The organism is Kitasatospora sp. NPDC088779 (genome assembly GCF_040685395.1).
Lineage (GTDB): Bacteria > Actinomycetota > Actinomycetes > Streptomycetales > Streptomycetaceae > Kitasatospora.
The window spans coordinates 1-24,822 of the sequence record NZ_JBFBHW010000037.1; the positions used below are offsets into that span (position 1 = coordinate 1).

A 24,822-nucleotide genomic window follows, 5' to 3' on the forward strand; every position below is an offset into this window, starting at 1 on the left:
CGCTGTTGAGTTCTCAAGGAACGGACACTTCCTTCGGACCGCCTTCCAGCGGGCCCTCCGGGCGCTTCGTTCTTTCGTGTTCCCAGCTTACCAGACGTTTTCCGCCCCGTTTACCGGAGGTTTTCGCATCTGAAATCTGGTGTTAACCGCCAAGTCGCGGCGACTCGGCCAACCATAGCGGGTCACCCGCCGGAGTGCGAATCGGGGCGCTCCCGGTGTCACCCGGTCGGCGGCATGATTTGTTGCTCTCGCGAGCATATACAGCAATGGTCCCGATTCGCCAAGATGCCTGTAGAGTGCGGCGCATCGACTAAGAGGACTAGACCACTAAACGGTCGGTGAGCCGCCGGACGACGAGCCGGACTGGGTGTGGGTCTTCGCCCGGGAATGTCAGCAGATGTCCGAAGTTGACATGATTTAGGCTTCAGTCGATCGTCCTGCCGCTGCTCGCGGCCGCTCGCTGTACCGCTCACTTGGGAGGCAGAACCATGACCACTGTGACGTCGCCGCTGACCGGCAAGGTCGTCGGGCTCGCCGGCGTGCCCGACCCGGTGTTCTCCGGCGCGATGGTCGGCCCCGGCACCGCGATCGACCCGGAGCGCCGGCCGACCGAGGCGGTCGCTCCGGTGGACGGCGTCGTCGTCTCCATGCACCCGCACGCGTTCGTCGTGGTGGACGCCGAGGGCCACGGTGTACTGACCCACCTGGGGATCGACACCGTGCAGCTGAACGGCGAGGGCTTCGAGCTGCTGGTCAACAAGGGCGACACGGTGACCCGCGGTCAGGCCGTCATCAAGTGGGACCCGGCCGCCGTCGAGGCCGCGGGCAAGTCGCCCATCTCGCCGATCGTGGCGCTGGAGGCGAACGCCGACTCGCTCGGCGACCTGCGGGAGGACGGCGAGGCCGTCTCCGGCGAGGCCCTGTTCAGCTGGAGCTGACCTCTTACTTTGCACACACCCGCCCCGCAGGAGTTGTCGGGGCGGCCCGGCACACAGCGGTTCCCGGCGGGGCCGCTCCTCTCAGCGGAGACAGGTGACATGAAGAAGACGCTGCGCGGCGTGGGTGTCAGCCACGGGGTCGCGATCGGCCAGGTGCGGCACATGGGGACGGCGGTGCTGGAGCCCCCGGCCACCCAGATCCCGACCGAGGACGCCCCCCGCGAGCAGGCCCGTGCCCAGGCCGCCGTCGAGGCGGTCGCCGCGGACCTGATCGCCCGTGGCAACCTGGCCGGTGGCGAGGCGCAGGCCGTCCTGGAGGCCCAGGCGCTGATGGCTCAGGATCCGGAGCTGATGGCCGACGTGTCCCGCCGGATCGCCGTCGGCAGCAGCGCCGAGCGCGGTGTGTACGACGCCTTCGCCGCCTACCGGGCCCTGCTCGCCTCCGCCGGCGACTACCTGGCCGGGCGGGTCGCCGACCTGGACGACGTCCGCAACCGCATCGTGGCCCGGCTGCTGGGCGTGCCGATGCCGGGTGTGCCGGACAGCGACGAGCCGTACGTGCTGTTCGCGCGGGACCTGGCGCCGGCCGACACCGCGCTGCTCGACCCGACGCTGGTGCTCGGCTTCGTGACCGAGGAGGGCGGGCCGACCAGCCACAGCGCCATCCTGGCGCGGGCGTTGGGCGTGCCGGCCGTGGTCGCGCTGCCCGCTGCGACGGACGTCGCCGAGGGCACCGTCGTCGCCGTGGACGGCAGCTCCGGTGACGTGCTGCTGGACCCCTCGCAGGAGAAGCAGGACGAGCTGCGGGCGGTCGCCGCCCAGCGCAAGGCCGCGCTGGCCGCGTCCTCCGGCCCGGGGCAGACCTCCGACGGGCACCGCGTGCCGCTGCTGGCCAACGTGGGCGGCCCGGCGGACGTGCCGGCCGCGCTGGAGAACGGCGCCGAGGGCGTCGGCCTGTTCCGGACCGAGTTCCTCTTCCTGGACGACTCCGCGAAGGCGCCCACCGAGGAGAAGCAGGTCGAGGCGTACCGCAAGGTGCTGGAGGCGTTCCCGGAGGGCCGGGTCGTGGTCCGGGCGCTGGACGCGGGCGCGGACAAGCCGCTGGACTTCCTCACCCCGGCCGACGAGCCGAACCCGGCGCTGGGCGTGCGCGGTCTGCGCACCCTGCTGGAGCACCCGGAGGTGCTGCGGACGCAGCTGCGGGCGCTGGCCAGGGCCGCCGAGGGCCTGCCGGTGCACCTTGAGGTGATGGCCCCGATGGTGGCCGACCGCAAGGACGCCAAGGACTTCGCCCAGGCGTGTCGCGAGGCGGGGCTGGAGGCCAAGTTCGGCGCGATGGTGGAGATCCCGTCGGCCGCGCTGCGGGCCCGGTCGATCCTCCAGGAGGTCGAGTTCCTCTCGCTGGGGACCAACGACCTCGCGCAGTACACCTTCGCCGCCGACCGTCAGGTGGGCGCGCTGGCCCGGCTGCAGGACCCGTGGCAGCCGGCGCTGCTGGACCTGATCGCCGCGGCCGCCGAGGCGGCGCAGGCCACCGGCAAGAGCTGCGGCGTCTGCGGTGAGGCGGCCGCCGACCCGCTGCTGGCCGTGGTGCTGACCGGTCTGGGCGTCACCAGCCTCTCGATGGGCTCGGCCTCGATCCCCTACGTGCGGTCGACGCTGGCCAAGTACACGCTGGCGCAGTGCCGCCGGGCGGCCGAGGCGGCCCGGGCGACGGACAGCGCCGAGGAGGCGCGGGCCGCCGCACAGCAGGTGCTGTCGGGCGAGTAGGACAGGTGAACAGCAGGAAGGGGTGCTCCCACCGGGCCGGTGGGAGCACCCCTTCGGCGTGTCCGGTCAGGCGGGGCTCTGCCGGTCGCGGCGAAGCTGCTCGAAGAAGCGCAGGTGGTCGATGTCGTCGACGGAGCCGGGGTTGACGGCCTGCTCCAGCGGGGTGCCGGAGAGGATCCGCTTGACCGGGACCTCGATGCGCTTGCCGGTGAGGGTGTGCGGGAGGCCGCGCACCGCGATGACCTCGTCGGGGACGTGGCGCGGGGAGAGTTCGGTGCGCAGCGAGGTGCGGATGCGGCCGATCAGCCCCTCGTCGAGCTCGGCGCCGGGGGCGAGGACGACGAACAGCGGCATCCAGTAGCCGCCGTCGGGCTCCTCCAGGCCGATGACCAGGGATTCGGCGATCTCGGGGAGGCGCTCGACGACCTCGTAGATGTCCGAGGAGCCCATCCGGACGCCCTGGCGGTTGAGCGTGGAGTCGGAGCGGCCGTGGATGACGACGGTGCCGCGGGAGGTGACGGTGATCCAGTCACCGTGGCGCCAGACGCCGGGATACATGTCGAAGTAGCTGTCGTGGTACCGGGTGCCCTCGGGGTCGTTCCAGAAGCCGGTGGGCATGGACGGGATGGGCTTGGTGACGACGAGTTCGCCGACGGTGTCGGTGTGCGGGTGGCCCTGGACGTCCCAGGACTCGACGGCGGCGCCGAGGCAGGGGGCCTGGATCTCGCCGAGGTGGACGGGCAGGGTGGGAACGCCGCCGACGAAGCAGGAGCAGACGTCGGTGCCGCCGCTGACGGAGGCGAGCCAGACGTCCTCCTTGACCTCCTCGTAGATCCAGCGGAAGCCGTCGGGCGGGAGCGGGGAGCCGGTGGTGCCGATGCAGCGGACGGCGGAGAGGTCGAGGTCGCGGCCGGGGTGCAGCTCGGCCTTGCGGCTGGCGATCACGTAGGCGGCGGAGGTGCCGAGGACGGTGGCGCGGGTGCGGGCGGCGACCGACCAGAGGGCGCCGGTGTCGGGGTGGCCGGGGCTGCCGTCGTAGGTGACGATCGTGGCCCCGACCAGGAGGCCGGCCAGTAGGAAGTTCCACATCATCCAGCCGGTGGAGGTGTACCAGAGGAAGCGGTCCTGGGGGCCGAGGTCGAGGTGGAGGCCGGCCTGCTTGAGGTGTTCGAGCAGGACGCCGCCCTGGCTCTGGACGATGGCCTTGGGCAGGCCGGTGGTGCCGGAGGAGTAGAGCACCCAGAGCGGGTGGTCGAAGGGGACGGCCTCGTAGACCGGCTCGACGTCGTCGGCGACCAGGTCGTCCCAGTGCAGGGCGCCCTCGGGGGCGGGGGCGCCGAGCAGCGGGACGTGGACGACGGTGCGCAGGGTGGGGAGTTCGCGGCGCAGTTCGGCGACGACCTCGGTGCGGTCGTGGTCCTTGCCGCCGTAGTGGTAGCCGTCGACGGCGAAGAGGACGGCGGGTTCGATCTGCTGGAGGCGGTCCAGGACGCTGCGGGCGCCGAAGTCGGGGGCGCAGCTGGTCCAGATCGCGCCGACGGCGGCGGTGGCGAGGAGGGCGACGGCGGCCTGCGGGATGTTGGGCAGGTAGGCGCTGACGCGGTCGCCGGGGCCGATGCCCCGGGCGCGCAGGGCGGCGGCCAACGAGCCGACCTGGCGGCGCAGTTCGGACCAGGTGAGGACGGCCGGCTGCTCGGTGGTCTCGTCGAGGTGCAGGACGGCCGGGCGGTCGGCGTTGGCCGGGTCCTCGGCGGCGCGCAGGGCGTGTTCGGCGTAGTTGAGGCGGGCGCCGGGGAACCAGCGGGCGCCGGGCATGGCGGGGTCGGCGAGGATGGCCTCGGGGGCCTGGGTGAAGCGGACGTCGAACCACTGGGTGATCGCGGTCCAGAAGCGGTCGAGGTCGGCGGTGGACCAGGCGTGCAGGTCGGCGTAGCGCTGGGCGGCCTGCTGGTCGTCGGCGGCCGGGGCGAGCGGGGCGGCCGGGGCGCCGTGGTGTCCGGCGGCCCAGGCCTGGAAGGCCACCAGGCTGGTGGCTGCGGCGCGAGCGGGGTTGGGGCGCCAGAGCGGTTGGTCCTGGGGTGGGGTGCTCACGGTGGTGGTCTCCCGGCCGGTGGTGGGGACGGGAGTGCTTGTGGCAGGCCCGTCCGGTTGGGCTGTCGGTGCAGACCATGCCATGCGAGCGGCCGCCGCGCCAGGGTCCGCCCGGTGGGTGCCGGGCCGGTCAGCGGCCGGAGATCCCGCCGCCGGACTCACCGCTGAACTCGCCGCCGAACCAGGAGCGGGAGACCCGGGTGTGGAAGGGGAAGGCGAGCGGGGTGTCGGGGGCGGCGAGCTGCCAGCCGTCGGTCTCGTCGGTGGGGCGCGAGGGCGGGAGGTCGGCGAGCGGACGGGCCGGGAGCAGGCCGAAGAGGCAGAGGAAGCCTCCCCTGGCGTCGGAGTCGGTGGCGACCAGGGTGATGTCGGCGGCGTCCGCCAGGATGCCGGTCTCCTCGCGCAGTTCGCGCACGCACGCCTGCTGCCAGCTCTCGCCGTAGTCCACGTAGCCGCCGGGGAAGGCGAGTTGGCCGTAGCCGGGCTCGATGGTGCGGCGGATGACGACGAGGGTGGGGTCGGCGTCGGGGCGGGTGACCGGGAGGAGGGTGACCACGACGGGCAGCGGGTTGCGGTAGCTGATCTCGGCGCAGCCGGGGCAGGTGCGGGGCCAGTGGTCGGTGCCGGCCGGGTAGGGCGTGCCGCAGAAGTGGCAGTGGGAGAACGGCTGGTTGACCGCGCGTGTCGGGTCGTCAGTGGTCATGGCCGGATGGTAGCCGGGTGCGCGCGGCTGCCGTCAGCGGAGCTCGCCGTCGCGGGTGGGGCGGAGCAGGGCGGGGTGCAGGAGGCTGGCGTCGCCGGCGTGGTAGGTGCGGGCCCGGGGGCCGCCGCGGGCGCCGCCGCGGGCGGTGGTGGCGCCGGTGCTCTCGACGAAGCCGGGGACGGAGAGGACCTTGCGGTGGAAGTTGCCGGGGTGGAGCTTCTCGTCCCAGACGGCCTCGTAGACGGCGCGCAGGTCGGGGATGGTGAAGTCGTAGGGCAGGAAGGCGGTGGCGAGCGGGCTGTACTCGAGTTTGGCCCGGACGCGGTCGAGGCCGTCGGCGAGGATGCGCGCGTGGTCGAAGGCGAGCGTGCGGGAGGACTGGCCGGTGGGCCCGCCGACACCACCCCCGTGGGTGTCGGCGGGCGCACCGGCGGCTCGGGGTCGGCCGCAGGGCCGTATGCCCAGGTCGAGGTCGGCGACGGGGTGCCAGGTGGCAGCTGCGGCGTCCGTGCCGGCCTGCGGGTCGGGCAGGTCGGGGGCGAAGGCGAGGTAGGCGACGGAGACGACGTGCATGCGCGGGTCTCGCTCGGGGGCGCCGTAGGTGCCGAGCTGTTCGAGGTGGACGCGGCAGAGCGCGGCCTCGACCTCGGAGCCGCCGAGCAGGCCGGTCTCCTCGGCCAGTTCGCGGGCGGCGGCCTCGTCCAGGCTCTCCTCCCCGGCGCGCAGGAAGCCACCGGGCAGGGCCCAGCAGCCCTGGTGGGGCGGGGCGCCGCGCTGGACGAGCAGGACGTGCAGGCCGCCGTGGCGCAAGGTCAGGGCGACCACGTCGACGGTGACGGCGATCGGGGCGTAGGCGCGCGGGTCGTAGGCGGCGAGCCACTCCTGCTCGCTCGCGGGCGTGGTCGGGGGCGGGGTGGACGGGTCGTCCGCTTCCATCACCGGCTCCTCTCCGCGCTCGCCGCCGTACGGGGTGCTGTCGTTCTCTGGCTGAGCACAACGTAGCGATTCCGTTCCCCGGCGGCAAATGGTTTTCCGGGTCCGCGGGGATGCCCGGCTTCTAGGCTGTGACCAGGAACGACCGCGCCCGAGGAGGCCCCATGCCCACTGCTCCCCCGCCGGACTTCGCCGCGGCGCTGGCGGCCGGTCCGCTGGTGCTGGACGGCGGGATGTCGAACCAGCTGGCGGCGGCCGGGCACGACCTCCTCGACGAGCTGTGGTCGGCGCGGCTGCTGGCGGACGCGCCGGAGGCGGTGGTGGCGGCGCACCGGGCGTACTTCGCGGCCGGTGCGGACGTCGCCATCACGGCGAGCTACCAGGCGAGCTTCGAGGGCTTCGCCCGGCGCGGAACGGGCCGGGCCCAGGCCGCGCGGCTGCTGGCGCGCAGCGTGGAGCTGGCCCGGGAGGCGGCGCGGGCCGAGCCGGGCGGGCGGCGGCGCTGGGTGGCGGCGTCGGTGGGGCCGTACGGGGCGGTGCTGGCGGACGGTTCGGAGTACCGGGGCCGGTACGGGCTGAGCACCGCGGAACTGGTGGCCTTCCACCGGCCGCGACTGGAGGCGCTGGCGGCGGCCGGGCCGGACGTGCTGGCGCTGGAGACGGTGCCGGACGCGGACGAGGCGCGGGCGCTGCTGGAGCTGGTGCGCGAGCTGGGCGTGCCGGCCTGGCTGTCGTTCAGCGTGGCGGGCGACCGGACCGGGGCGGGCCAGCCGCTGGCGGAGGCGTTCGCGCTGGCGGCCGAGGTGGACGAGGTGCTGGCGGTGGGCGTGAACTGCTGCACCCCGCAGGACGCGGACCGGGCGGTGGCGCTGGCGGCCGAGGTGACCGGCAAGCCGGTGGTGGTGTACCCGAACAGCGGGGAGGAGTGGGACGCCGCGCGCCGGGACTGGCGCGGCGAGCCGACGTTCCGCTCGGCCCGGGTGGGCGGCTGGCTGGCGGGCGGCGCACGGCTGGTGGGCGGCTGCTGCCGGGTGGGGCCGGACGGGATCGCCGCGCTGGCGGCGGAGGTCGCGGTGCGGCGGGGGCGCTCGAACGGCGTCGAGGAGTGAGGGACGTCCGGGGGTGAGCGGCGCGGCGGGTCGGCGGGCGGGCGGAGGTTAACAAACGGCCGAGCGCGGGTTACCGAGGGGGAAGGTGCACGGACCGGCGACGGCCTGGCAGACTCGTCCCGTTACCACCGCGGTCGACAATGTCGACCGCCTGTCAGCGCGGAGGTCCCCATGCCCGGCCCGATCCAGTCGCTCTCCCGGGCCGCCGCGATCTTGCGCCTGCTGGCCGGCGGTGAGCGCCGCCTGGGCCTGTCCGAGGTCGCGACGTCGCTGGACCTCGCCAAGGGCACCGCGCACGGCATCCTGCGCACGCTCCAGCAGGAGGGGTTCGTCGAGCAGGACCCGGAGAGCGGCAAGTACCAGCTGGGCGCCGAACTGCTGCGGCTGGGGCAGAGCTACCTGGACGTGCACGAGCTGCGGGCACGGGCGCTGGTCTGGGCGGACGACCTGGCCCGGGCGGCCGGCGAGACCGTCTACCTGGGGGTGCTGCACCAGCAGGGCGTGCTGGTCGTGCACCACGTCTTCCGGCCGGACGACACTCGGCAGGTGCTGGAGGTCGGCTCGATGCAGCCGCTGCACAGCACCGCTCTGGGCAAGGTGCTGGTGGCCTACGACCCGGTCGCGCGCGGCGAGTTGGGCGACGGGCCGTACGAGTCGTACACCCTGCGGACGCTGACCGAGGCGGCCGACGTGGACGCCGAGTGCGCGCTGATCCGCGAGCGCGGCTGGACGGACTCGATCGAGGAGACCTGGGAGGGCGTGGCCTCGATCGGCGCGCTGATCCAGGACCGGCGGCGCAACCCGGTGGGCGCGGTGTGCATCAGCGGCCCGGTGGAGCGGGTCTGCGAGGACGGCTTCGTTAAGCCGTCGCTGGTGGCCTCGGTGCGCAGCGCGGCACGGGCGATCTCCCGCGATCTGGGCGCCGGGCGCTTCTGAAACCCGAGGCCGCGCCGGCGGCCACATCGTCACGCTGAGGCGCGGACGGGCATCGGCCTGTCCGCGCCTTGGCGTTTTGCCCTGGTTTGGCCCGCTCCGCTGGGTAACTTCGGGGGAAGGGTCACAGCTCCGTAACCCTGCCTTGACGTGAGGGCAACCAGGGGAGGAAGCTTCCGCATAACGGTCGACATTGTCGAACGATGGCCGGGAAGATCACTCCCCCGATGCGCTCACCCGCACAACGATCGGCCGGCCGCCCCCACCCACACCTCCGGGCCATATGGACAAGGGAGTCTTTGTGTCCGCGTTCTCCAACGGCGACGTCTTCGTCGGCGAAACCCTCGGCACCGCCGCCCTGATACTTCTCGGTGGCGGCGTCTGCGCCGCCGTGACCCTCAAGAAGTCGAAGGCCCTCAACGCCGGCTGGCTGGCGATCACCTTCGGCTGGGGCTTCGCGGTCCTGATCGCCGCGTACATCTCGGCTCCGAAGTCCGGCGCCCACCTCAACCCGGCCGTCACCGTCGCGCTCGCCATCAAGAGCGGTGACTGGAGCCAGGTGCCGCTCTACCTCGGCTCCCAGTTCCTCGGCGCGATGATCGGCGCCGTGCTGGTCTGGCTCACCTACCTCGGCCAGTTCCAGGCCAACGAGGAACCCACCCTCGGCATCTTCTCGACCGGGCCCGAGATCCGGAACCCGATCCAGAACGTCGTCACCGAGGTCATCGGCACCTTCATCCTCTGCATGGCGATCCTCACCCTCGGCAAGAACGACGGTCTGGCCGCCGGCGGCCTCAGCACCCTGATCGTGGCCCTCACGGTCGTCGGCATCGGCCTCTCGCTGGGCGGCCCCACCGGCTACGCGATCAACCCGGTCCGCGACCTCGGCCCGCGCATCGTGCACTCGCTGCTGCCCATCCCGAACAAGGGCGGCTCCGACTGGTCGTACGCCTGGGTGCCGGTCGTCGGCCCGCTGATCGGCGGCGCACTGGCCGGCGGTCTGTACAACGCGATGTTCTGACGGGCCGGGTTCGAACCCGCCGAGCACGGGGACCGACCACTGTGTCGGGCCCACCCACCCCGTAACCCCCGAATCCTGAGCCGAGGACCCTCTGATGACCTCCACTGGCAACTACATCGCCGCGATCGACCAGGGCACCACCTCCAGCCGTTGCATCATCTTCGGCGCCGACGGCCGGATCGTCGCCGTCGACCAGCAGGAGCACCGGCAGATCTTCCCGCAGCCCGGCTACGTCGAGCACGACGCCGCCGAGATCTGGACCCGGGTGCAGTCGGTCGTCCGCGGCGCGCTGGAGAAGGCCGGCCTGACCAAGGACGACATCCGCGCGATCGGCATCACCAACCAGCGCGAGACCACCGTCCTGTGGGACAAGAACACCGGCGAGCCGGTCCACAACGCGCTGGTGTGGCAGGACACCCGCACCGAGGGCCTCTGCCGCGAGCTCGGCCGCAACGTCGGCCAGGACCGCTTCCGCCGCGAGACCGGCCTCCCGCTCGCCAGCTACTTTGCCGGCCCGAAGATCCGCTGGCTGCTGGACAACGTCGAGGGCCTGCGCGAGCGCGCCGAGGCCGGCGACATCCTGTTTGGCACCATGGACACCTGGGTGATCTGGAACCTCACCGGCGGTGTCAACGGCGGCAAGCACGTCACCGACGTCACCAACGCCAGCCGCACCATGCTGATGAACCTGCACACCCTGCAGTGGGACGAGAAGATCGCCGAATCGATCGGCGTGCCGATGGCCGTCCTGCCGGAGATCCGCTCCTCCGCCGAGGTCTACGGCGAGGCCGTCGGCGACCTGGCCGGCGTCCCGGTCGCCTCCGCGCTCGGCGACCAGCAGGCCGCGCTGTTCGGCCAGACCTGCTTCGACGAGGGCGAGGCCAAGTCCACCTACGGCACCGGCACCTTCCTGCTGCTCAACACCGGCGAGAAGATCGTCAACTCGTACCACGGCCTGCTGACCACCGTCGGCTACCGGATCGGCGACCAGGCCCCGGTCTACGCCCTGGAAGGCTCGATCGCCGTCACCGGCTCGCTCGTCCAGTGGCTGCGCGACCAGCTCGGCATCATCTCCACCGCCGCCGAGATCGAGACCCTCGCCAACACCGTCGAGGACAACGGCGGCGCCTACTTCGTCCCGGCCTTCTCCGGCCTGTTCGCCCCGTACTGGCGTTCCGACGCCCGCGGCGTGATCGCCGGCCTGACCCGGTACGTCACCAAGGGCCACCTGGCCCGGGCCGTCCTGGAGGCCACCGCCTGGCAGACCCGCGAGGTCGTCGACGCCATGCAGAAGGACTCCGGCGTCGAGCTCACCGCCCTCAAGGTCGACGGCGGCATGACCAGCAACAACCTGCTCATGCAGAACATCGCCGACGTCCTGGACGCCCCGGTCGAGCGCCCGTACGTGGCCGAGACCACCGCCCTCGGCGCCGCCTACGCGGCCGGACTCGCCGTCGGCTTCTGGAACGACCTCGACACCCTGCGGGCCAACTGGCACCGCGCCGCCGAATGGACCCCGCGCATGGACGAGGCCACCCGGGAGCGCGAGTACAAGAAGTGGCTCAAGGCCGTGGAGCGCACCATGGGGTGGGTGGAGGAAGAAGAGACCGACTGACCGACAAGCCGGTCGGGGCCCCGAGCCCCGACCGGCCGCCCGCCGTTCCGGCAGCGGGTGTCACCGCGTTTCACCGGCCCGCCGCACCGGGCCGACCGGCCTCTCAGCAGAGGCCGCACCGCACACGAGAGGAGTAACGGCGCCGCCTGACCCGCGCGCCGTACACAACCACCATGGCAACCATCCCGACCCTGGGCGCCGAGCGCACCGCCGGCCACACCGCCTCCCGCGCCGAGACCCGTGAGCTGCTCGGCAAGGCCACCTACGACCTGCTGGTGATCGGGGGCGGCATCCTCGGCACGGCCGTCGCCTGGACCGCCTCCCAGGCCGGACTCAAGGTCGCCATGGTCGACGGCGGCGACTTCGCCGGCGCCACCTCCAGCGCTTCCTCCAAGCTCGTCCACGGCGGTCTGCGCTACCTGCAGACCGGCGCGGTCAAGCTCGTCGCCGAGAACCACAAGGAGCGCCGCGCGCTCGCCACCGACGTCGCGCCGCACCTGGTCAACCCGCTGACCTTCTTCGTGCCGGTCTACAAGGGCGGCCCGCACAGCGCGCCCAAGCTCGGCGCCGGCGTCTTCCTGTACTCCGCGCTGTCCGCCTTCCGTGACGGCATGGGCCGGGTCTCCACCGCCGCGCACGCCGCCCAGCAGGTGCCCGCGCTGCGCACCGAGGGACTGCGCTCGGTGGCCGTCTACGGCGACCACCAGATGAACGACTCGCGCGTCGCCGTGATGACCGTGCGCGCCGCCGTCGACGCCGGCGCCGTGGTGCTCAACCACGCCGAGGTCACCGGCCTGCGCTTCACCGCCGGCCGGGTCACCGGCGCCGAGCTGCGCGACCGCCTGGACGGCACCGAGTTCGGCATCGACGCCCGCCTGGTGCTCAACGCCACCGGCCCGTGGGTGGACCACCTGCGCAAGATGGAGGACGCCGGCGCCGCGCCGTCGATCCGCCTCTCCAAGGGCGCGCACGTCGTCGTCAAGCGCCGCTCGCCGTGGCGCGCCGCGCTGACCATCCCGATCGACAAGTACCGCGTCTCCTTCGCCATCCCGTGGGAGGACCACGTCCTGCTCGGCACCACCGACGAGGAGTACACCGGCGACCCGAAGGACGTCCGGGCCACCGAGGCGGACATCGACCAGATCATGGGCGAGGCCGCGCACGCCATCCGTGACGAGCACCTCGACCGCGACCTGATCACCTACTCCTTCGCCGGCCTGCGGGTGCTGCCCGGCGGCCCGGGCGACACCGCCGCCGCCAAGCGCGAGACGGTCGTCACCGAGGGCAAGGGCGGCATGCTGTCGGTCGCCGGCGGCAAGTGGACCACCTACCGCCACATCGGCCGCACCGTGCTGGAGAAGCTGGCGCACGTGCCCGGCACCAGCCTCGGCGAGGACATGTCCCCGATCGCGGCGACCGTACCGCTGCCGGGCGTCGGCGCGCCGAACGCCGTCGCGCACCGGCTGCTGATCGACCGCGACCCGGGCTCCCGGATGGAGCCGCTGGTGGCCAAGCACCTGGCCAGCCACTACGGCACGCTGTCCTTCGAGATCGCCCGCATGATCGACGAGAACCCGGAGCTGGGCCGGCCGATCCACGAGGACGGCCCGGACGTCTGGGCGCAGGTCGCCTACGCGGCCGACAGCGAGTGGGCGTACACGGCGGACGACGTGCTGCGGCGCCGCACCACGATGACCGTGCGCGGGCTGGACACGCCGGAGATCCGGGACGAGGTCGAGGCCTTCCTCGCGAAGCGCGGAACCAAGTAAGCACAGCCTCGCGAAGCGCGGAACCAAGTAAGCACAGCCAGCTGGGCAGAGCCTCGCGAAGGGCGGGCACCCGGGTTCTCCGGGTGCCCGCCCTTCGTGCGCCCGGCTCGCGGGCGGGGTACGAAGGGGCTCCCGGCCGGCCGCTCAGATCGGCGTGCCCGCCTTGATGACGTGGCGGAGGCGGCGGTCGGGGCGGGTGAGGACGGTGAGGTCGGCGAGCGGGTCGCCGTCGACGAGGAGGAGGTCGGCGTGGGCACCCGGGGCGAGGGTGCCGATCCGGCCCTCCAGGCCGAGCGGGCGGCGGTCGTGGTGGCCGAGCGGAGCACGTCGGCGGCGGGCTGGACCCGGCCGCCGTCCTGGAACGGGCGCTGCCCGAGCTGGTACCGCCGCCCGCCACCGCCCGGCAGACCGCCGAGGTGGTCCTGGCCGCGCGCGGGGGCTGCTGGCCCGGACGGCGGCGGGCGGCGCGGCCGCGGAGGACCTGCTGGACGCGACGGCGGCCGTGCTGTCGGGGCTGCTGGGCTGAGTCACGGTCGTCGGACACGCCCGAGGGGCGGCACCCGTACGGGTGCCGCCCCTCGGCGGATGTCGGCGGCGGCGCCGGGCGCCGTCCGGCCTAGATGATCAGGCTGAGCGGCATGATCAGGGCGATGGCGACGACCGAGATCACCGTCTCCATCACCGACCAGGACTTCAGCGTCTGCCCGACGCTCATCCCGAAGTACTCCTTCACCAGCCAGAAGCCGGCGTCGTTGACGTGCGACAGGAAGAGCGAGCCGGCGCCGATCGCCAGGACCAGCAGGGCCGCGTGGGTGGAGGACATGTCGGCGGCGAGCGGGGCGACGATCCCGGCGGCGGTGATGGTGGCGACCGTCGCCGAGCCGGTGGCCAGGCGGATCAGCACCGCGATCAGCCAGCCGAGCAGCAGCGCCGAGATGTGCCACTTGCCGGACCACTCGCTCACCGCGTTGCCGACGCCCACGTCGATCAGGGTCTGCTTGAAGCCGCCGCCGGCGCCGACGATGAACACGATGCCGGCGATCGGGCCGAGCGACTTGCCGACGGTGTCGGAGATCCGGGCCTTGTCGAAGCCGGCCGCCTTGCCGAGGGTCAGCATGCCGAGCAGGGTCGCGGCGAGCAGTGCGATCAGCGGCGAGCCGATGAAGTCGAAGACCCGCTGGGCCATCGCCTTCGGGTTGTCGACCACCACGTCGGTCAGGGCCTTGCCGAGCATCAGCACGACCGGCAGCAGGATCGTCGCCAGCACCGCGCCGAAGGACGGCGTGTGCTCGGGCCTGGTGGTCTCCTCGGGGGCGGTGGCCTTCGGGATCTCCAGCGGGCCGACCCAGCGCTCGGCCAGCCGGGAGAACAGCGGGCCGGCCACGATCAGGGTGGGCACCGCGATCAGCAGGCCGAGCGCCAGGGTGATGCCGAGGTCCGCCTTCAGGGCGTCGACGGCGACCAGCGGGCCCGGGTGCGGGGGCACCAGGCCGTGCAGCACGGACAGGCCGGCCAGCGCGGGGATGCCGATCCGCATCAGCGGCACGTTGCCGCGGCGGGCGACCAGCAGCACGATCGGGATCAGCAGGACGACGCCGACCTCGAAGAACAGCGGCAGGCCGAGGACGGCGGCGATCAGCGCCATCGCCCAGGGCAGCGCCTTGTTGCCCGACCGGGCCAGCACGGTGTCCGCGATGATGTTGGCGCCGCCGGAGTCGGCGAGCAGCTTGCCGAGCATCGCGCCCAGCCCGATCAGCAGGCCGACGCCGGCCACGGTGGAACCGAAGCCCGTGGAGAAGCTGTTGAGCAGCTTGTCGAACGGGGCGCCCGCGACGGCGGCCAGCAGGCCGGAGCCGAGCGTGAGGGCGAGGAAGGGGTGCAGCTTCAGCTTGGTGATCAGTAGGACGATCACACCGATGCTGAGCAGGACCGCGATCAGCAGCTGGGAGTCGCTGCTGGTGTGCGGCAGGGCCGGTGGGGCGGCCGCGAGCAGAGTGGGGGCAATACTCACGCGAGGTCTCCATTGACCGGCCGCAGCAGCGCCACGGCCATCTCGACGAGTTCTTCGGGGGACGGACCGACGTCCAGGACGGCGCCGCGCTCGTGCGCGCCCAGGGGTTCCAGGGCGGCGTACTGCGAGTCGAGCAGCGACGGCGGCATGAAGTGGCCGGTGCGGTGGGCGAGCCGGTCCTCGACCAGCTCGTGACCGCCGCTGAGGTGCAGGAAGTAGGCGCCCGGGCAGGCCGCGCGCAGGGTGTCGCGGTAGCGGTGCTTCAGCGCCGAGCAGGTGACCACGCCGCCGGTGCCGTCCTCGGCCCGCTCCTTGAGCCAGGCGCCGAGGGCGCGCAGCCAGGGGGCGCGGTCCTCGTCGTCCAGCGGGATGCCGGCCGACATCTTGGCGATGTTGGCCGCCGGGTGGAAGTCGTCCGCCTCCGCGTAGGGGAGATCGAGGCGTTCGGCCAGCAGGCGGGCCAGGGTGGTCTTGCCGACACCGGAGACGCCCATCACCACGATGGTGAGAGGGGTGTCCGGGAGGTCGTGGTTCTCGACGCTGAGAGCCATGGGTGGTGCTCCTTCGTTGCCTGGCCGCCACTATCGCCTCAAAGATATGACGTATTCAAGTGGCGGAAACCAAATCGTCATACTTTTTGGCTGTGGGGTAGATCGCAGGGCGCAGGACCCGGTACGCGCCGGTGGTGGCGGCGGGGTGGGCGTCTACGCTGGGCGGATGGAGATCCAGGGGCTGCCCGGTCGGCTGCTTGACGAGCTCGGGCCGGCGATCGCGTCGGGGGAGATTCCCGAGGGCGCGGTGCTGCGCGGCGAGGAGCTGGAGGAGCGGTTCGGGGTGTCCCGGACGGTCGTCCGGGAGGCGGTGCGGATCCTGGAGGGGATGCGCCTGGTGGCGTCCCGGCGGCGGGTCGGGATCACCGTGCAGCCCAGGTCGCTCTGGGACGTCTTCGACCCGCTGGTGATCCGCTGGCGGCTGGCCGGCGCGGACCGCTCGGCCCAGCTGCGCTCGCTCGGCTCGCTGCGGGTGGCCGTCGAGCCGGCCGCGGCCGCGCTCGCCGCGGTGCACGCGAGCGACGACGACCGGCGCCAACTCGGCTCGCTGGCCGTTGAGTTGACCGTCTCGGCGCGGGCCGCCGACCTCACCACCTTCCTCCGGCACGACATCGACTTCCACGCCACCGTGCTGCGCGCCTCCGGCAACGAGATGTTCGCCCACCTCGGCGACACCGTGGGGGCGGTGCTCACCGGGCGGACCGAGTACCATCTGATGCCCCATCAGCCGGAGCCGTACGCGATCCGGCTGCACCGCGAAGTCGCCGACGCGATCTGCGCGGGGGACGCCGTCCAGGCCGAGCAGGCCATGCGGACGATCGTGGCGGGCGCCCTGGAGGAGCTCAACCAGCAGTTGGGCTGACCTCCCCCGGCGGCGGGCCGCCCGCTGCCGGCTGCCCGGATCACGCGCTTTGACGGCAGTTCGGTGGATTCGGACGCATAGTCCTGGTTCGACGGGGCAGAGTGAGGCGAGGGGGCGCTTTTCGCGTGCGCCCGTCCCGTGTCCGCCGCCGAGTCCGCGCCTGGGGGTCGATCGATGTCCGTGCCACGCCGCCGTCGCCGCCTGCCCGACGAGGTGCGCGCCGCCGCCGTCCGGGCGGTGCTCTGCCTGTCCTTCACGCTGGTCGGCGTGGTCGTCGCCACGCTCGCCTCGTACGCGGACAGTTGGCTGATGACGCCGGCGCTGATGGCGATGGGGCTCGGGGTGTTCGGCACGATGTGGTGCCTGCTGGAGATCCTGATCTCGCGCCAGGTCGCCGCCCAGCGGCAGCGCGCGCCCGGCTCCGCGCACCCGATGGCGGGCAGCCGGGCGCCCGACCCGCTGGCCGCCCGGCCGCTCCCCCGCCCCGGCGGGCCGCAGCGTCAGCCGCGGCTGCCGGCCGCGTAGGACACCCGCGGCCGGCGCCGCGGGTCAGTCCTCCGGGACGGCCCGGTAGTGGGTGGTGAGCCGGCCCGTGTCGTCCAGGACGTGGAAGGCGAGCATCGGCGGCTGGGTGAAGGAGATGCCGGGCCCACCCTCGCAGGGCAGCGTGACGGTGGAGACCACCCCCGGGGCGACCAGCAGGGGCAGTCCGGCGAAGGTGGTGGCGGCGCCGGTGTGGGAGTGGCCGCAGAGCAGGCCAGCCACCCGCGGGTGCCGGGCCAGCACCGCGCCGAGCGCCTCCTCGCCGAACTGGCGGATCGGGTCGACGTTCGGCAGGTGCAGGACGGCCGGCGGGTGGTGGAAGGCCACCAGCGCGGGCAGGTCGGCGCGGCCGGCCGCCAGTTCGGCGTCCAGCCAGGCCAGCGTCTCCTCGTCCAGCAGGCCGTCGTCGCGGCCCGGGATCGAGGAGTCCAGCATCAGCACGTCGGCGCCGGGCAGTTGGTGCAGCCGGTTGACCGGGCCGTCCACGGGGGCCTCGCCGAGCAGCACCTCCCGGTAGGGCGCCCGGCGGTCGTGGTTGCCGGGGCAAGTGAGCACCGGGTACCGGGAGTCCAGCACCTTGGCCACCTGCTCGTACTCGGCGGCCAGGCCGTGGTCGGCGAGGTCCCCGGTGACGAGCACGGCGTCCAGCGGGCCGGGCAGGGCGTCGAGGTACGCCATCGCCTGCCCGGCCCGCCGCAGGGCGCGCCTGCCGCCGTCCCGGCGGTGCTCCTGCCCGAGGTGGATGTCACTGAAGTGCGCGATCGTCAGCATGGACGCCACGCTAGTCAGTTGCGGACTGCACCGGAACCTCGGCCGGACGCTTGAACATCCGGGTGGCGGTGATCTCGCCGTGGATGGCCGGGCCGTCCGGGTCCTGCGGGGCGGGCAGGCCGGGGCGCAGGTGCTCCTCGACCGAGATGTACTTGAGGCCCGCCCGCAGGTCGGCGTCGTTGCGCAGCCGGATGACCAGCGGGAACTCGGCGAGCGCGGTGGTGTCGAACAGACCGGTGGTGTAGATCAGTTGGACGCCGAGCGCATCGGCCACGGCCCGCTGGAGCTCCAGCAGGTAGGTGGCGTTCGCGCGGCCGATCGGGTTGTCCAGGAACAGCGTGCCGGCGTGCCGCAGCTGGGACTGGCCGCGGTCGTTGGCGCGCAGCGCGGCCATCGTGCAGTACAGCGCGATGGCGGCGGTGAGCAGCTGGCCGCCGGAGAAGACGTCGGACATCTGGCCGACGCCGACCCGCTCGGCGCGCAGCACCGCGTCCGGCTTGAGGATCTCGACGCTGACGCCCTTCGGGCCGATCGCGGCGGCGACCCCGCGCAGCAGCAGGGACATGCCGTCGCGGCGCAGGTCGCTGTTCTTGCGGACGGCGGCGCGGGTGGCCTCGTCGATGACCTCGCCGAGGCGCTCGACCAGGGTGGCGTGGTCCGGGTCCTCGAAGCGGATCCGCAGGAACTCCTGGCCGGACCACTCCCCCAGGCCCTCGGGCAGCCGGGAGAGCCGCTGGGCGGCGCGCAGGGTGGTGAGCGAGGACTCGACCAGGCCGCGCAGGCGGTCGACGATCGAGCCGCGGTTGCGCTCCAGCTGGGCGAGTTCGTCGGTCAGCACGCGCAGCCGGGGCGCGAAGGCGGCGGCCCAGGCGGCGGCGTGCTCGGGCAGCGCGGCGGCGGGCAGTTCGCGGATCTGCTGGCGGGCGGGAGTGCGAACGGCCTCGTAGCGGGCGGCGTTGGCGTGCCGGACGAGGGCGTCGGAGGCGTCGCGGACGGCGAGTTCGGCGGAGGACAGCTCGCCGGCGGCGGTGCGCAGGGCGCGGCGGGCCTCGGCGGCGGTGCCGCGTGCCTCCGGCAGCGAGCCGAGGTAGGGCTCGACGGACTGGCCGTCGTCCTCCTGCTGCTCGCGCAGGCCGTCGCGCAGCTGGCCGGCGATTTCGTCGAAGTCGGCGGCGGCCGACTGGGCGGCGTCGAAGGTGCGTTGCAGGTCGGCGTGCGCGGTGCGGGCGGCGTCCAGGGCCTCCCGGCGCTCGGCGAGCCGGCTGGTGGCGGTGCGCAGCAGGACCTGGGCGTGCTCGGGGTCGGCGGGGACGAGGTCCTCGGGCAGTTCGGTGTGCGCCTCGCCGTCGGCGGGGGCGGAGCGCTCGGCCTCGCCGCGCAGGCGTCCGAGCTGCTCGCTGGCGGCGGCGGAGCGGGCCTCGATGGTGGCGACCAGGTCCTCGGCGCGGGCGGCCGCGGCCTGGCGGGCCGGGCCGTCGGCGCCGTCGGGGCTGCCGAGGAGTTCCTCGGCGCGGGTGCGGACCTTGTTGGTGAGGCGGTCGAGTTCGGTCGCGGCGGCGGCCTCGTCACCCTCGGCGCGGGCCTGCTCGGCGCGCAGGTCGGCGCCGACGCCGACCTTCTCGTACAGCTGGGAGGCGGCGCGGTAGGCCTCGCGCAGGGCGGGCAGTGCGGCGGGGGCGGTCTCGGAGGGCTCGTCGGCCTGCTCGGCGGCGGGGATCTCGGCGCGTTCGGCGCGCACGGTACGGGCGGTGCGGCGGGCGTCGTCGGCGGCGCGCTGGGCGGCGCGGCGGTCCTCGTCGCAGGTGCGGGCGCGTTCGGCGCAGACGGCCTGGCGGCGGTCGCACTCGGCGGCGTCCTCGGCGAGTTCGCGCTGGCGGCGGGCCCAGTTGGCGCGCTCGCGCAGCCGGAAGGCGAGGCCGGAGAGGGCGTCGGCGCGGCGGCGGGCGCGCTGGGCGGCCTCGCGGTGCTCCTCGTGGGCGGCGGCCGCGGCGGCGTGGTCGGTCTCGGCCTCGTCGTGGTCGGCGCGCAGGGTGGCCAGGGCGGCGGCGGCCTGCTCGGCGTGCTCGCGGGCGGCCTCGGCGGCGGCGGCGAGTTCGGCGAGGGTGCCGGGCGGGCAGCTGGCGTGCCAGGAGGCGAGGCGGGCGGCGAGGGCGCGGTCGGCACCGAGGCGGGCGGCGAGTTCGCGGATGTGCTCCTCGCGGGCGCCCGCCCGGGCGCGCAGTTCGCGGCGCTCGTCGTCGGCGGCGGACTCGTCGTGCATGGCCGGGTTCGGCGGCACCAGGAAGAACGCGGGCTGGTCGGTGATCGGGGCGATCAGGGAGGCGGCGGCGCCGACGGCGACGGTGGAGCGGGGCAGCAGGGCGGCGGCCTGCAAGGCCTCGCGGGCCCGCTCCAGCGAGGCGGGGTCGGTGACGACGACGCCGTCGACGAGTTCGGGGCGGGCGGCGAGGATCGCCTCGTGGTCGGCCGGGTCGACGGACTGGGCGAGGTAGCGCCAGCCCGGCAGGGCGGGGATGCCGTGCTCGGCGAGGTACTCGACGGTGGCCAGGACGTCCGGGCCGGGCGGCAGCAGTCCGCCGTCGCCGAGGGCGGCGAGGATGCGGGAGTCGTCGGCGGCGGCGGTGCGCAGGTCGAACAGGGTGCGTTCGGCCGTGGCGATGGACTCGTCGAGGAGTTCGCGCAGGTACTCGGCGTTGCGGTCGAGGACGGCGGGGGTGAGGAAGCCGGCGTCCTCCTCGGCCCCTGACCCGTCGTCGCTCCAGTCGGTGGGTGCGGGGGTCAGGGAGAGCAGGTCGGAGAGGCGCTGCTCGGTGGCGAGCAGGGCGGCGGTGCGCTGCTCGGCGGCGAGGGCCCGGGCGGCGGCCGTGCGGGCGTCGCCGGCGCGTTCGGCGGCGAGTTCGGCGCGGCCGGTGGCGGCGGCGGCCTCGCGCAGCCTGGCGGCGCAGGCCTCGGCGGTCGTACGGGCCTGGGCGAGGGCGGCGCCGGCGGCCTTCTCGACGTCGGCGGCGTGCAGGGCGGCGCGGGCCGGGTCGACGTCACCGTCGGCGTCGATGAAGCCGGCCTCGACGGCGGCGGCGGTCTCCTGCTCGACCTCGGCGAGGCGCTGGCGCAGGTGGTCGACCTCGCTGCGGGCCTTCTGGGCGGCGGTGGCGGCCTCGGTGGCGTCGGACTGGGCCTTGGCGCCGTCGTCCTGGAGCTCGCAGGCGCGCTGCTCCTCGGTATCGGCGCGGGCCTCGGCGGCCGCGGCGGCGGCCTCCAGGGCGCGGGCCAGGGCGGTGGCGGCGCGGGCGCGGGCAGCGAGCGCGGGGGCGGCGTCGAGTTCGGCCTCGCGGATGGCGGCGGCGACCCGGGTGACCCGGTCGGCGGCGGCGCGCTGGCGCAGGACGGTCTCGGCGGCCTGCCAGGCAGCGTGCAGGGTGCGGGCGTCGATGAGTTCGCGGCGCAGCGCGGCGGCCTCGGCGGTGGCCGCCGCGAGGCCCAGGGTGGCGTGCCGGTGGGTGAGTTCGGCGGTGATGAGGGTGTGCCGGGTGCGGTCGGCCTCGGCGGCGGTGACGGCGCCCGCGGCGGCGGCGACCTCGATGGCGAGGTCCTGGGCGCGGTCGCGTTCGGCGGCGGCGCGGGAGGTGAGGGCGTGGGCGAGGCGGCGGGTGCGGCGTTCGGCGGTGCGGTGGGCCTCGCGGACGCTCTCGCGGGCGCCGGTGGCCTCGACGATGCGTTCCAGCAGGTCGAGGGAGCCGGCGGTGAAGTCGCGTTCGGCGGTGAGTTCGGCGCGGCGGCCGAGCTTGGCGGCGAAGCCGTGGACGAGGTCGGCGAGGCCGTCGGTGTCCCGGGTGTCGGTGACGGCGCGCAGCAGCAGGTCGGTGAAGTCACTGTCGTGCTTGACCGCGAAGAGGCCGGCGGCCTCGCCCTCGTCGGCGTTCATCTCGCGCTGGTAGCGGAAGAGTTCGGGGTCGAGGCCGAGTTCGCCGAGGTGCTCGGTCCAGCGGTCGTGACCGTCCTCGAAGACCAGGTCGAGGTGCGGGTGGGCCTTGCCTGCCTCGGTGAGGGCGTCGCGGAAGCCCTTCATGGTGCGGCGGCGGCCGCGGGCCTTCTGGTCGCCGGCCAGGCTGATCCGTTCGGCGACCGGCAGCGAGTCCAGGGTGAGGCCGGGGCCGGGGCGGAAGGAGTACCAGGTCTCGGCGAACTTGCGCGGGTCGGAGGAGACCTGGCGGCCGCGCCACTCGCTGACCTTGCCGACCACGATCAGCTCGCCGGTGACGGTGTGCTGCCACTCCAGCGCGACGTGGCCGCAGTCGTCGGCGAGCAGGAACTTGCGCAGCACGCCGGAGCTGGCGCCGCCGAGGGTGTTGCGGTGGCCGGGGAGCATCACCGAGAAGATCAGCTTGAGCAGGACGGACTTGCCGCCGCCGTTCTCCAGGAAGAGCACGCCGGCCGGGGCGGGGCGGCGGACCGGGCCCTCGGCGTCCTCGCCGAACAGGCCGATCTGCTGCGGGGCCGGGTCGGCGACGGGCTCGCCGACGCCGCGCAGGTCGAGCACCGTGTCGGCGTAGCGGGCGCCGGCCGGGCCGATCGAGTAGAGGCGGACCCGGTTGAGCTCGTACATGTGCGGCGGTTCTCCGTGGCTGGGGGGTGGTCGGGACTCGGGCTCAGAGCGAGTGGAACGGCAGGCCTGCGTCGGCCACCAGTTCGTCGCCGGTGTCCGGCGGCAGCAGGCTGGCGGTGCCGTCGGAGACCGGGACGATGCCGAGGTCGAGCAGTTCGGCCATGGCCGCGCTGCCGGCCAGGTCGCGGACCTGGAGCTGGTAGCGGGCGGTGGTGCGGTAGGTGCCGCCGGCGTCGTCGGAGACCTTCTGCAGGAAGCCGGAGTCGACCAGGAACAGCACGGCCTTGGCGACGATGCCGATGGTGGAGCCGGAGAGCCGGCGGGCGTCCTTGGTGGCGCCGGTGGCGGTGCGCCGGGCCCACACCCGCCAGGCGGCCTCCAGGCCGGGGGCGTCGGACTGCGGGTCGGTGTTGTCGCCCTCGGTCGCGGCCTGCTCCTCCAGGCGGCGGCAGGCCTGGCGGACGAAGGCGTCGACGCCGTTGACGGTGATCCGGCCGAGGTAGCCGTCGTCGGCGAGGTCCTCGGGCCGGGGGAAGGCCATCGCGGCGACGGCGAGGTGGGCCAGGCCGTGCAGGAAGCGGTCGGTGGACTCGGTGGCGGCGCGGCGCGAGTAGTCCCCCATCCGGACGGCGAACACCGAGTCCTCGGCGGCGGCGACGGCCATGCCGGCGCGCGGCGAGACCTCCAGGACGACCAGGCCCATGCCGGTGGCGACGGCGTCGGCGAGCCGGGCGAACGGCGGGTCCTCGCGGTGGCGGCGGACGAGTTCGGCGTACTCGGCGTCGCGGGCGGGGAGCAGCTTGGCCTGGAGGCCGAAGGAGACCAGCCGGGCTGCGTCGGCGACGTCGCCGGGGGTGATCGGGGCGGGGGCCGCGGGTTCGGTCTCGGCCGCCCAGGACGCGTCGTGGTGGGTCGTCACGGGCGGTGCTCCTCGGGGCTGTTGCTGGTACGGGCGATCTGGTGGTGCGTCAAGACGGCGGCTTGGTCAGCCGGCGTCCTTGCGGTCGGCGGCCATGCCGGCCGCGTCGAGCAGGGCGCTGCCGACGATCAGGTCGGCGCCGCCGAACTGCGGGTCGCGCAGCGGGGTGCCGTCGTCCACGGCGAACAGCAGCCGCTCCTCGCCCTGCCGGTAGGCGGTGCCGACCGGCGGGCTGGCCGCGTGGACGGCCAGCAGGGCGACGAGGTACGGCAGCTCCGGGTCCTGCTCGCGGGCCTCGGCGAGCAGGCCGGAGAGCCGGCGGGGGGCGTCGGCGGGCAGGTCGAGCAGGAGCAGCGCGGCCTCCAGCTGGGCTTCGGAGAAGCGGCTGTCGTCCGGGGTGGCGACCAGGTCCGGGTCGGGCAGTTCGGCGCCGAGGTGCTCGCGCTCGACCGGCGGGGTGAGCAGCAGGTCGACCAGGTCGACGACCCGGACGGAGACGGGGGTGCGCAGGCCGGTGCCGCGGGCGAAGAAGGCACCGGTGGGGCCGACGGCCTGCTCGACCGGCAGCCGCAGCACGGGGGCGAGCAGCTGGCCGTAGAGGTCGATGCCGCTGCGGGCGCCGGGGGTGGCGAAGGCCTGCCGGTCCTGCTCGGCGCGGAACAGCGGGCCGGCCTCCAGCAGGCGGGTCTGCAGCTTCGTGTGCCGGCGGATGCAGTCCTTGACGATGTCGAGCAGCTCGGCGGCGCGGCGCTTGTGCTCGGCCCCTTCGGGGGTGTGGGGCTCGGCCTCGTCGCGGGCCTTGCGGATGTTGGTGAGAATCGCGTTCTCGTGCCGGTAGCGGTCGGCGATGTGGTCCAGCGCCTCGTCGATGAGGTCGGGGATGGCGCGCATCCAGTCGACGGCGCGGACGTTGCGCCGGGTCGCGTCGAGGGCGCGGCGCAGCGTCTCGGCGTACTGGACGGTGCGGTAGCGGGCCTGCTCGGCGGCGAGCTGGGCGTCGGCCAGGCGGCCGCGGCGGATCAGCACCTCCAGCTTGACCTCGGCGGCGATCTGGGCCGAGGTGACGTCGGTGTCGAGCGCGCCGACCAGGACGTTGACCGCCTCGTCGGTGGTGCGCAGGTAGACGCCGCCGTCGGGGCCGGGGACCTCCTCGATCAGCTTGAAGTCGTAGTCGCGCCGGACGTACGCGCCGTCCGCGCCGAAGGTGCCGTAGACGGCGCGGAAGCCCCGGTCGACGCTGCCGACGTTGATCAGCGACTCCAGCACCCAGCGGGCGACCCGCTCGTGCTCGGCGGCGGGGCGGTCGGCGGCCTGGGCGGCGACCCGGGGCAGCAGGCGGGCGAGCACTATGTCGCGGTCGGCGCCGGTGTCGAAGTCCATGTGCAGGGTGACCAGGTCGATCGCGGCGAGACCGACCTCGGCCATCGCGTAGCCGCCGTACTCGCCCGCCAGGTTGACCTTGCGGTTGTCCAGGTCGTGCAGGGGGGCGGTGCAGGCCAGCGCCTTGAGCCGGCGGGCCAGGCCCTCGTCGGCGGCGGGGCCGGGCGCGGGCCTCGCCGCGACGGACCCGGCGGGCGGCCGGGGGCCGGGCAGGGTGGGCGGGTCAGCGATGGCGGTCACGGTGGACAAGATTAGAGGTTCGCACCGACATCGACCGAAACGGGCCTTGTGGGCGGGCTG

At 74.1% G+C, this 24,822-nt stretch carries 19 protein-coding genes; 9 read left to right on the plus strand and 10 right to left on the minus strand.

Going from position 1 to position 24,822, the window contains the following annotated elements; genetic code table 11:
- Nucleotides 1–488 precede the first annotated feature (488 nt).
- Both AB0P03_RS28595 and ptsP read left to right on the plus strand, forming a co-directional pair.
- Nucleotides 489–938 carry a PTS glucose transporter subunit IIA gene (locus AB0P03_RS28595; protein ID WP_363586840.1) on the plus strand — a complete coding sequence of 150 codons (450 nt, stop codon included), beginning with the start codon at nucleotides 489–491 and terminating at the stop codon, nucleotides 936–938.
- 99 nt (nucleotides 939–1,037) lie between these two features.
- Entirely contained in the window at nucleotides 1,038–2,708 is a 1,671-nt protein-coding gene (gene ptsP / locus AB0P03_RS28600; protein WP_363586841.1) for a phosphoenolpyruvate--protein phosphotransferase, read from the plus strand.
- A gap of 66 nt (nucleotides 2,709–2,774) precedes the next feature.
- Here the strand turns inward: ptsP and AB0P03_RS28605 are convergent, their stop codons facing one another.
- The 3 genes from AB0P03_RS28605 to AB0P03_RS28615 all read right to left on the minus strand — a co-directional run bounded on the left by AB0P03_RS28605 (nucleotide 2,775) and on the right by AB0P03_RS28615 (nucleotide 6,438).
- Nucleotides 2,775–4,799 (minus strand): acetoacetate--CoA ligase, encoded by a 2,025-nt coding sequence (locus AB0P03_RS28605; protein WP_363631524.1) that lies wholly within the window; start codon nucleotides 4,797–4,799, stop codon nucleotides 2,775–2,777.
- A gap of 130 nt (nucleotides 4,800–4,929) precedes the next feature.
- Nucleotides 4,930–5,502 carry an NUDIX domain-containing protein gene (locus AB0P03_RS28610; RefSeq protein ID WP_363586843.1) on the minus strand — a complete coding sequence of 191 codons (573 nt, stop codon included), beginning with the start codon at nucleotides 5,500–5,502 and terminating at the stop codon, nucleotides 4,930–4,932.
- Nucleotides 5,503–5,535: 33 nt separating this feature from the next.
- The gene (locus AB0P03_RS28615) at nucleotides 5,536–6,438 is read right to left on the minus strand and encodes an NUDIX domain-containing protein (protein ID WP_363631526.1); all 903 of its coding nucleotides are present in this window, start codon (nucleotides 6,436–6,438) and stop codon (nucleotides 5,536–5,538) included.
- Between the two features lie 161 nt (nucleotides 6,439–6,599).
- On the opposite strand from AB0P03_RS28615, the gene mmuM reads away from it, so the two are divergent.
- From mmuM to AB0P03_RS28640, 5 genes are all read left to right on the plus strand, one after another.
- Nucleotides 6,600–7,544 (plus strand): homocysteine S-methyltransferase, encoded by a 945-nt coding sequence (gene mmuM / locus AB0P03_RS28620; protein WP_363586845.1) that lies wholly within the window; start codon nucleotides 6,600–6,602, stop codon nucleotides 7,542–7,544.
- Between the two features lie 171 nt (nucleotides 7,545–7,715).
- Nucleotides 7,716–8,480, plus strand: coding sequence for an IclR family transcriptional regulator (locus tag AB0P03_RS28625; protein WP_363586846.1), 765 nt, complete (start codon nucleotides 7,716–7,718; stop codon nucleotides 8,478–8,480).
- A gap of 298 nt (nucleotides 8,481–8,778) precedes the next feature.
- Complete coding sequence (locus AB0P03_RS28630; RefSeq protein WP_363586847.1) at nucleotides 8,779–9,498, plus strand: MIP/aquaporin family protein; 720 nt, start codon at nucleotides 8,779–8,781, stop codon at nucleotides 9,496–9,498.
- A 94-nt stretch (nucleotides 9,499–9,592) separates the two neighbouring features.
- On the plus strand, nucleotides 9,593–11,113 hold the full coding sequence (gene glpK, locus AB0P03_RS28635; RefSeq protein WP_363586848.1) for a glycerol kinase GlpK: 1,521 nt from the start codon (nucleotides 9,593–9,595) through the stop codon (nucleotides 11,111–11,113).
- A 173-nt stretch (nucleotides 11,114–11,286) separates the two neighbouring features.
- Nucleotides 11,287–12,882, plus strand: a complete 1,596-nt coding sequence (locus AB0P03_RS28640; RefSeq protein WP_363586849.1) for a glycerol-3-phosphate dehydrogenase/oxidase — start codon at nucleotides 11,287–11,289, stop codon at nucleotides 12,880–12,882.
- A 144-nt stretch (nucleotides 12,883–13,026) separates the two neighbouring features.
- On the opposite strand, the gene AB0P03_RS28645 is transcribed toward AB0P03_RS28640, so the two are convergent.
- The 3 genes from AB0P03_RS28645 to AB0P03_RS28655 form a co-directional block, all read right to left on the minus strand.
- Nucleotides 13,027–13,413 (minus strand): hypothetical protein, encoded by a 387-nt coding sequence (locus tag AB0P03_RS28645; protein WP_363631528.1) that lies wholly within the window; start codon nucleotides 13,411–13,413, stop codon nucleotides 13,027–13,029.
- Nucleotides 13,414–13,498: 85 nt separating this feature from the next.
- The gene (locus tag AB0P03_RS28650) at nucleotides 13,499–14,887 is read right to left on the minus strand and encodes a gluconate:H+ symporter (protein WP_363586884.1); all 1,389 of its coding nucleotides are present in this window, start codon (nucleotides 14,885–14,887) and stop codon (nucleotides 13,499–13,501) included.
- Between the two features lie 2 nt (nucleotides 14,888–14,889).
- Nucleotides 14,890–15,444 (minus strand): gluconokinase, encoded by a 555-nt coding sequence (locus tag AB0P03_RS28655; RefSeq protein WP_350884259.1) that lies wholly within the window; start codon nucleotides 15,442–15,444, stop codon nucleotides 14,890–14,892.
- Between the two features lie 166 nt (nucleotides 15,445–15,610).
- Between AB0P03_RS28655 and AB0P03_RS28660 the strand changes: the two genes are divergently transcribed.
- Complete coding sequence (locus AB0P03_RS28660) at nucleotides 15,611–16,306, plus strand: FCD domain-containing protein (protein WP_063350185.1); 696 nt, start codon at nucleotides 15,611–15,613, stop codon at nucleotides 16,304–16,306.
- 174 nt (nucleotides 16,307–16,480) lie between these two features.
- Nucleotides 16,481–16,831 carry a hypothetical protein gene (locus tag AB0P03_RS28665; protein ID WP_350884255.1) on the plus strand — a complete coding sequence of 117 codons (351 nt, stop codon included), beginning with the start codon at nucleotides 16,481–16,483 and terminating at the stop codon, nucleotides 16,829–16,831.
- A 24-nt stretch (nucleotides 16,832–16,855) separates the two neighbouring features.
- On the opposite strand, the gene AB0P03_RS28670 is transcribed toward AB0P03_RS28665, so the two are convergent.
- From AB0P03_RS28670 to AB0P03_RS28685, 4 genes are all read right to left on the minus strand, one after another.
- Nucleotides 16,856–17,620, minus strand: coding sequence for a metallophosphoesterase (locus tag AB0P03_RS28670; protein ID WP_363631530.1), 765 nt, complete (start codon nucleotides 17,618–17,620; stop codon nucleotides 16,856–16,858).
- A 10-nt stretch (nucleotides 17,621–17,630) separates the two neighbouring features.
- Nucleotides 17,631–22,223: a hypothetical protein gene (locus AB0P03_RS28675; RefSeq protein WP_363631531.1), complete on the minus strand. Its 4,593-nt coding sequence runs from the start codon at nucleotides 22,221–22,223 to the stop codon at nucleotides 17,631–17,633.
- A 43-nt stretch (nucleotides 22,224–22,266) separates the two neighbouring features.
- Entirely contained in the window at nucleotides 22,267–23,142 is an 876-nt protein-coding gene (locus AB0P03_RS28680) for a hypothetical protein (protein WP_363631532.1), read from the minus strand.
- Between the two features lie 66 nt (nucleotides 23,143–23,208).
- Entirely contained in the window at nucleotides 23,209–24,753 is a 1,545-nt protein-coding gene (locus tag AB0P03_RS28685) for a hypothetical protein (protein ID WP_363631568.1), read from the minus strand.
- Nucleotides 24,754–24,822: the final 69 nt, after the last annotated feature.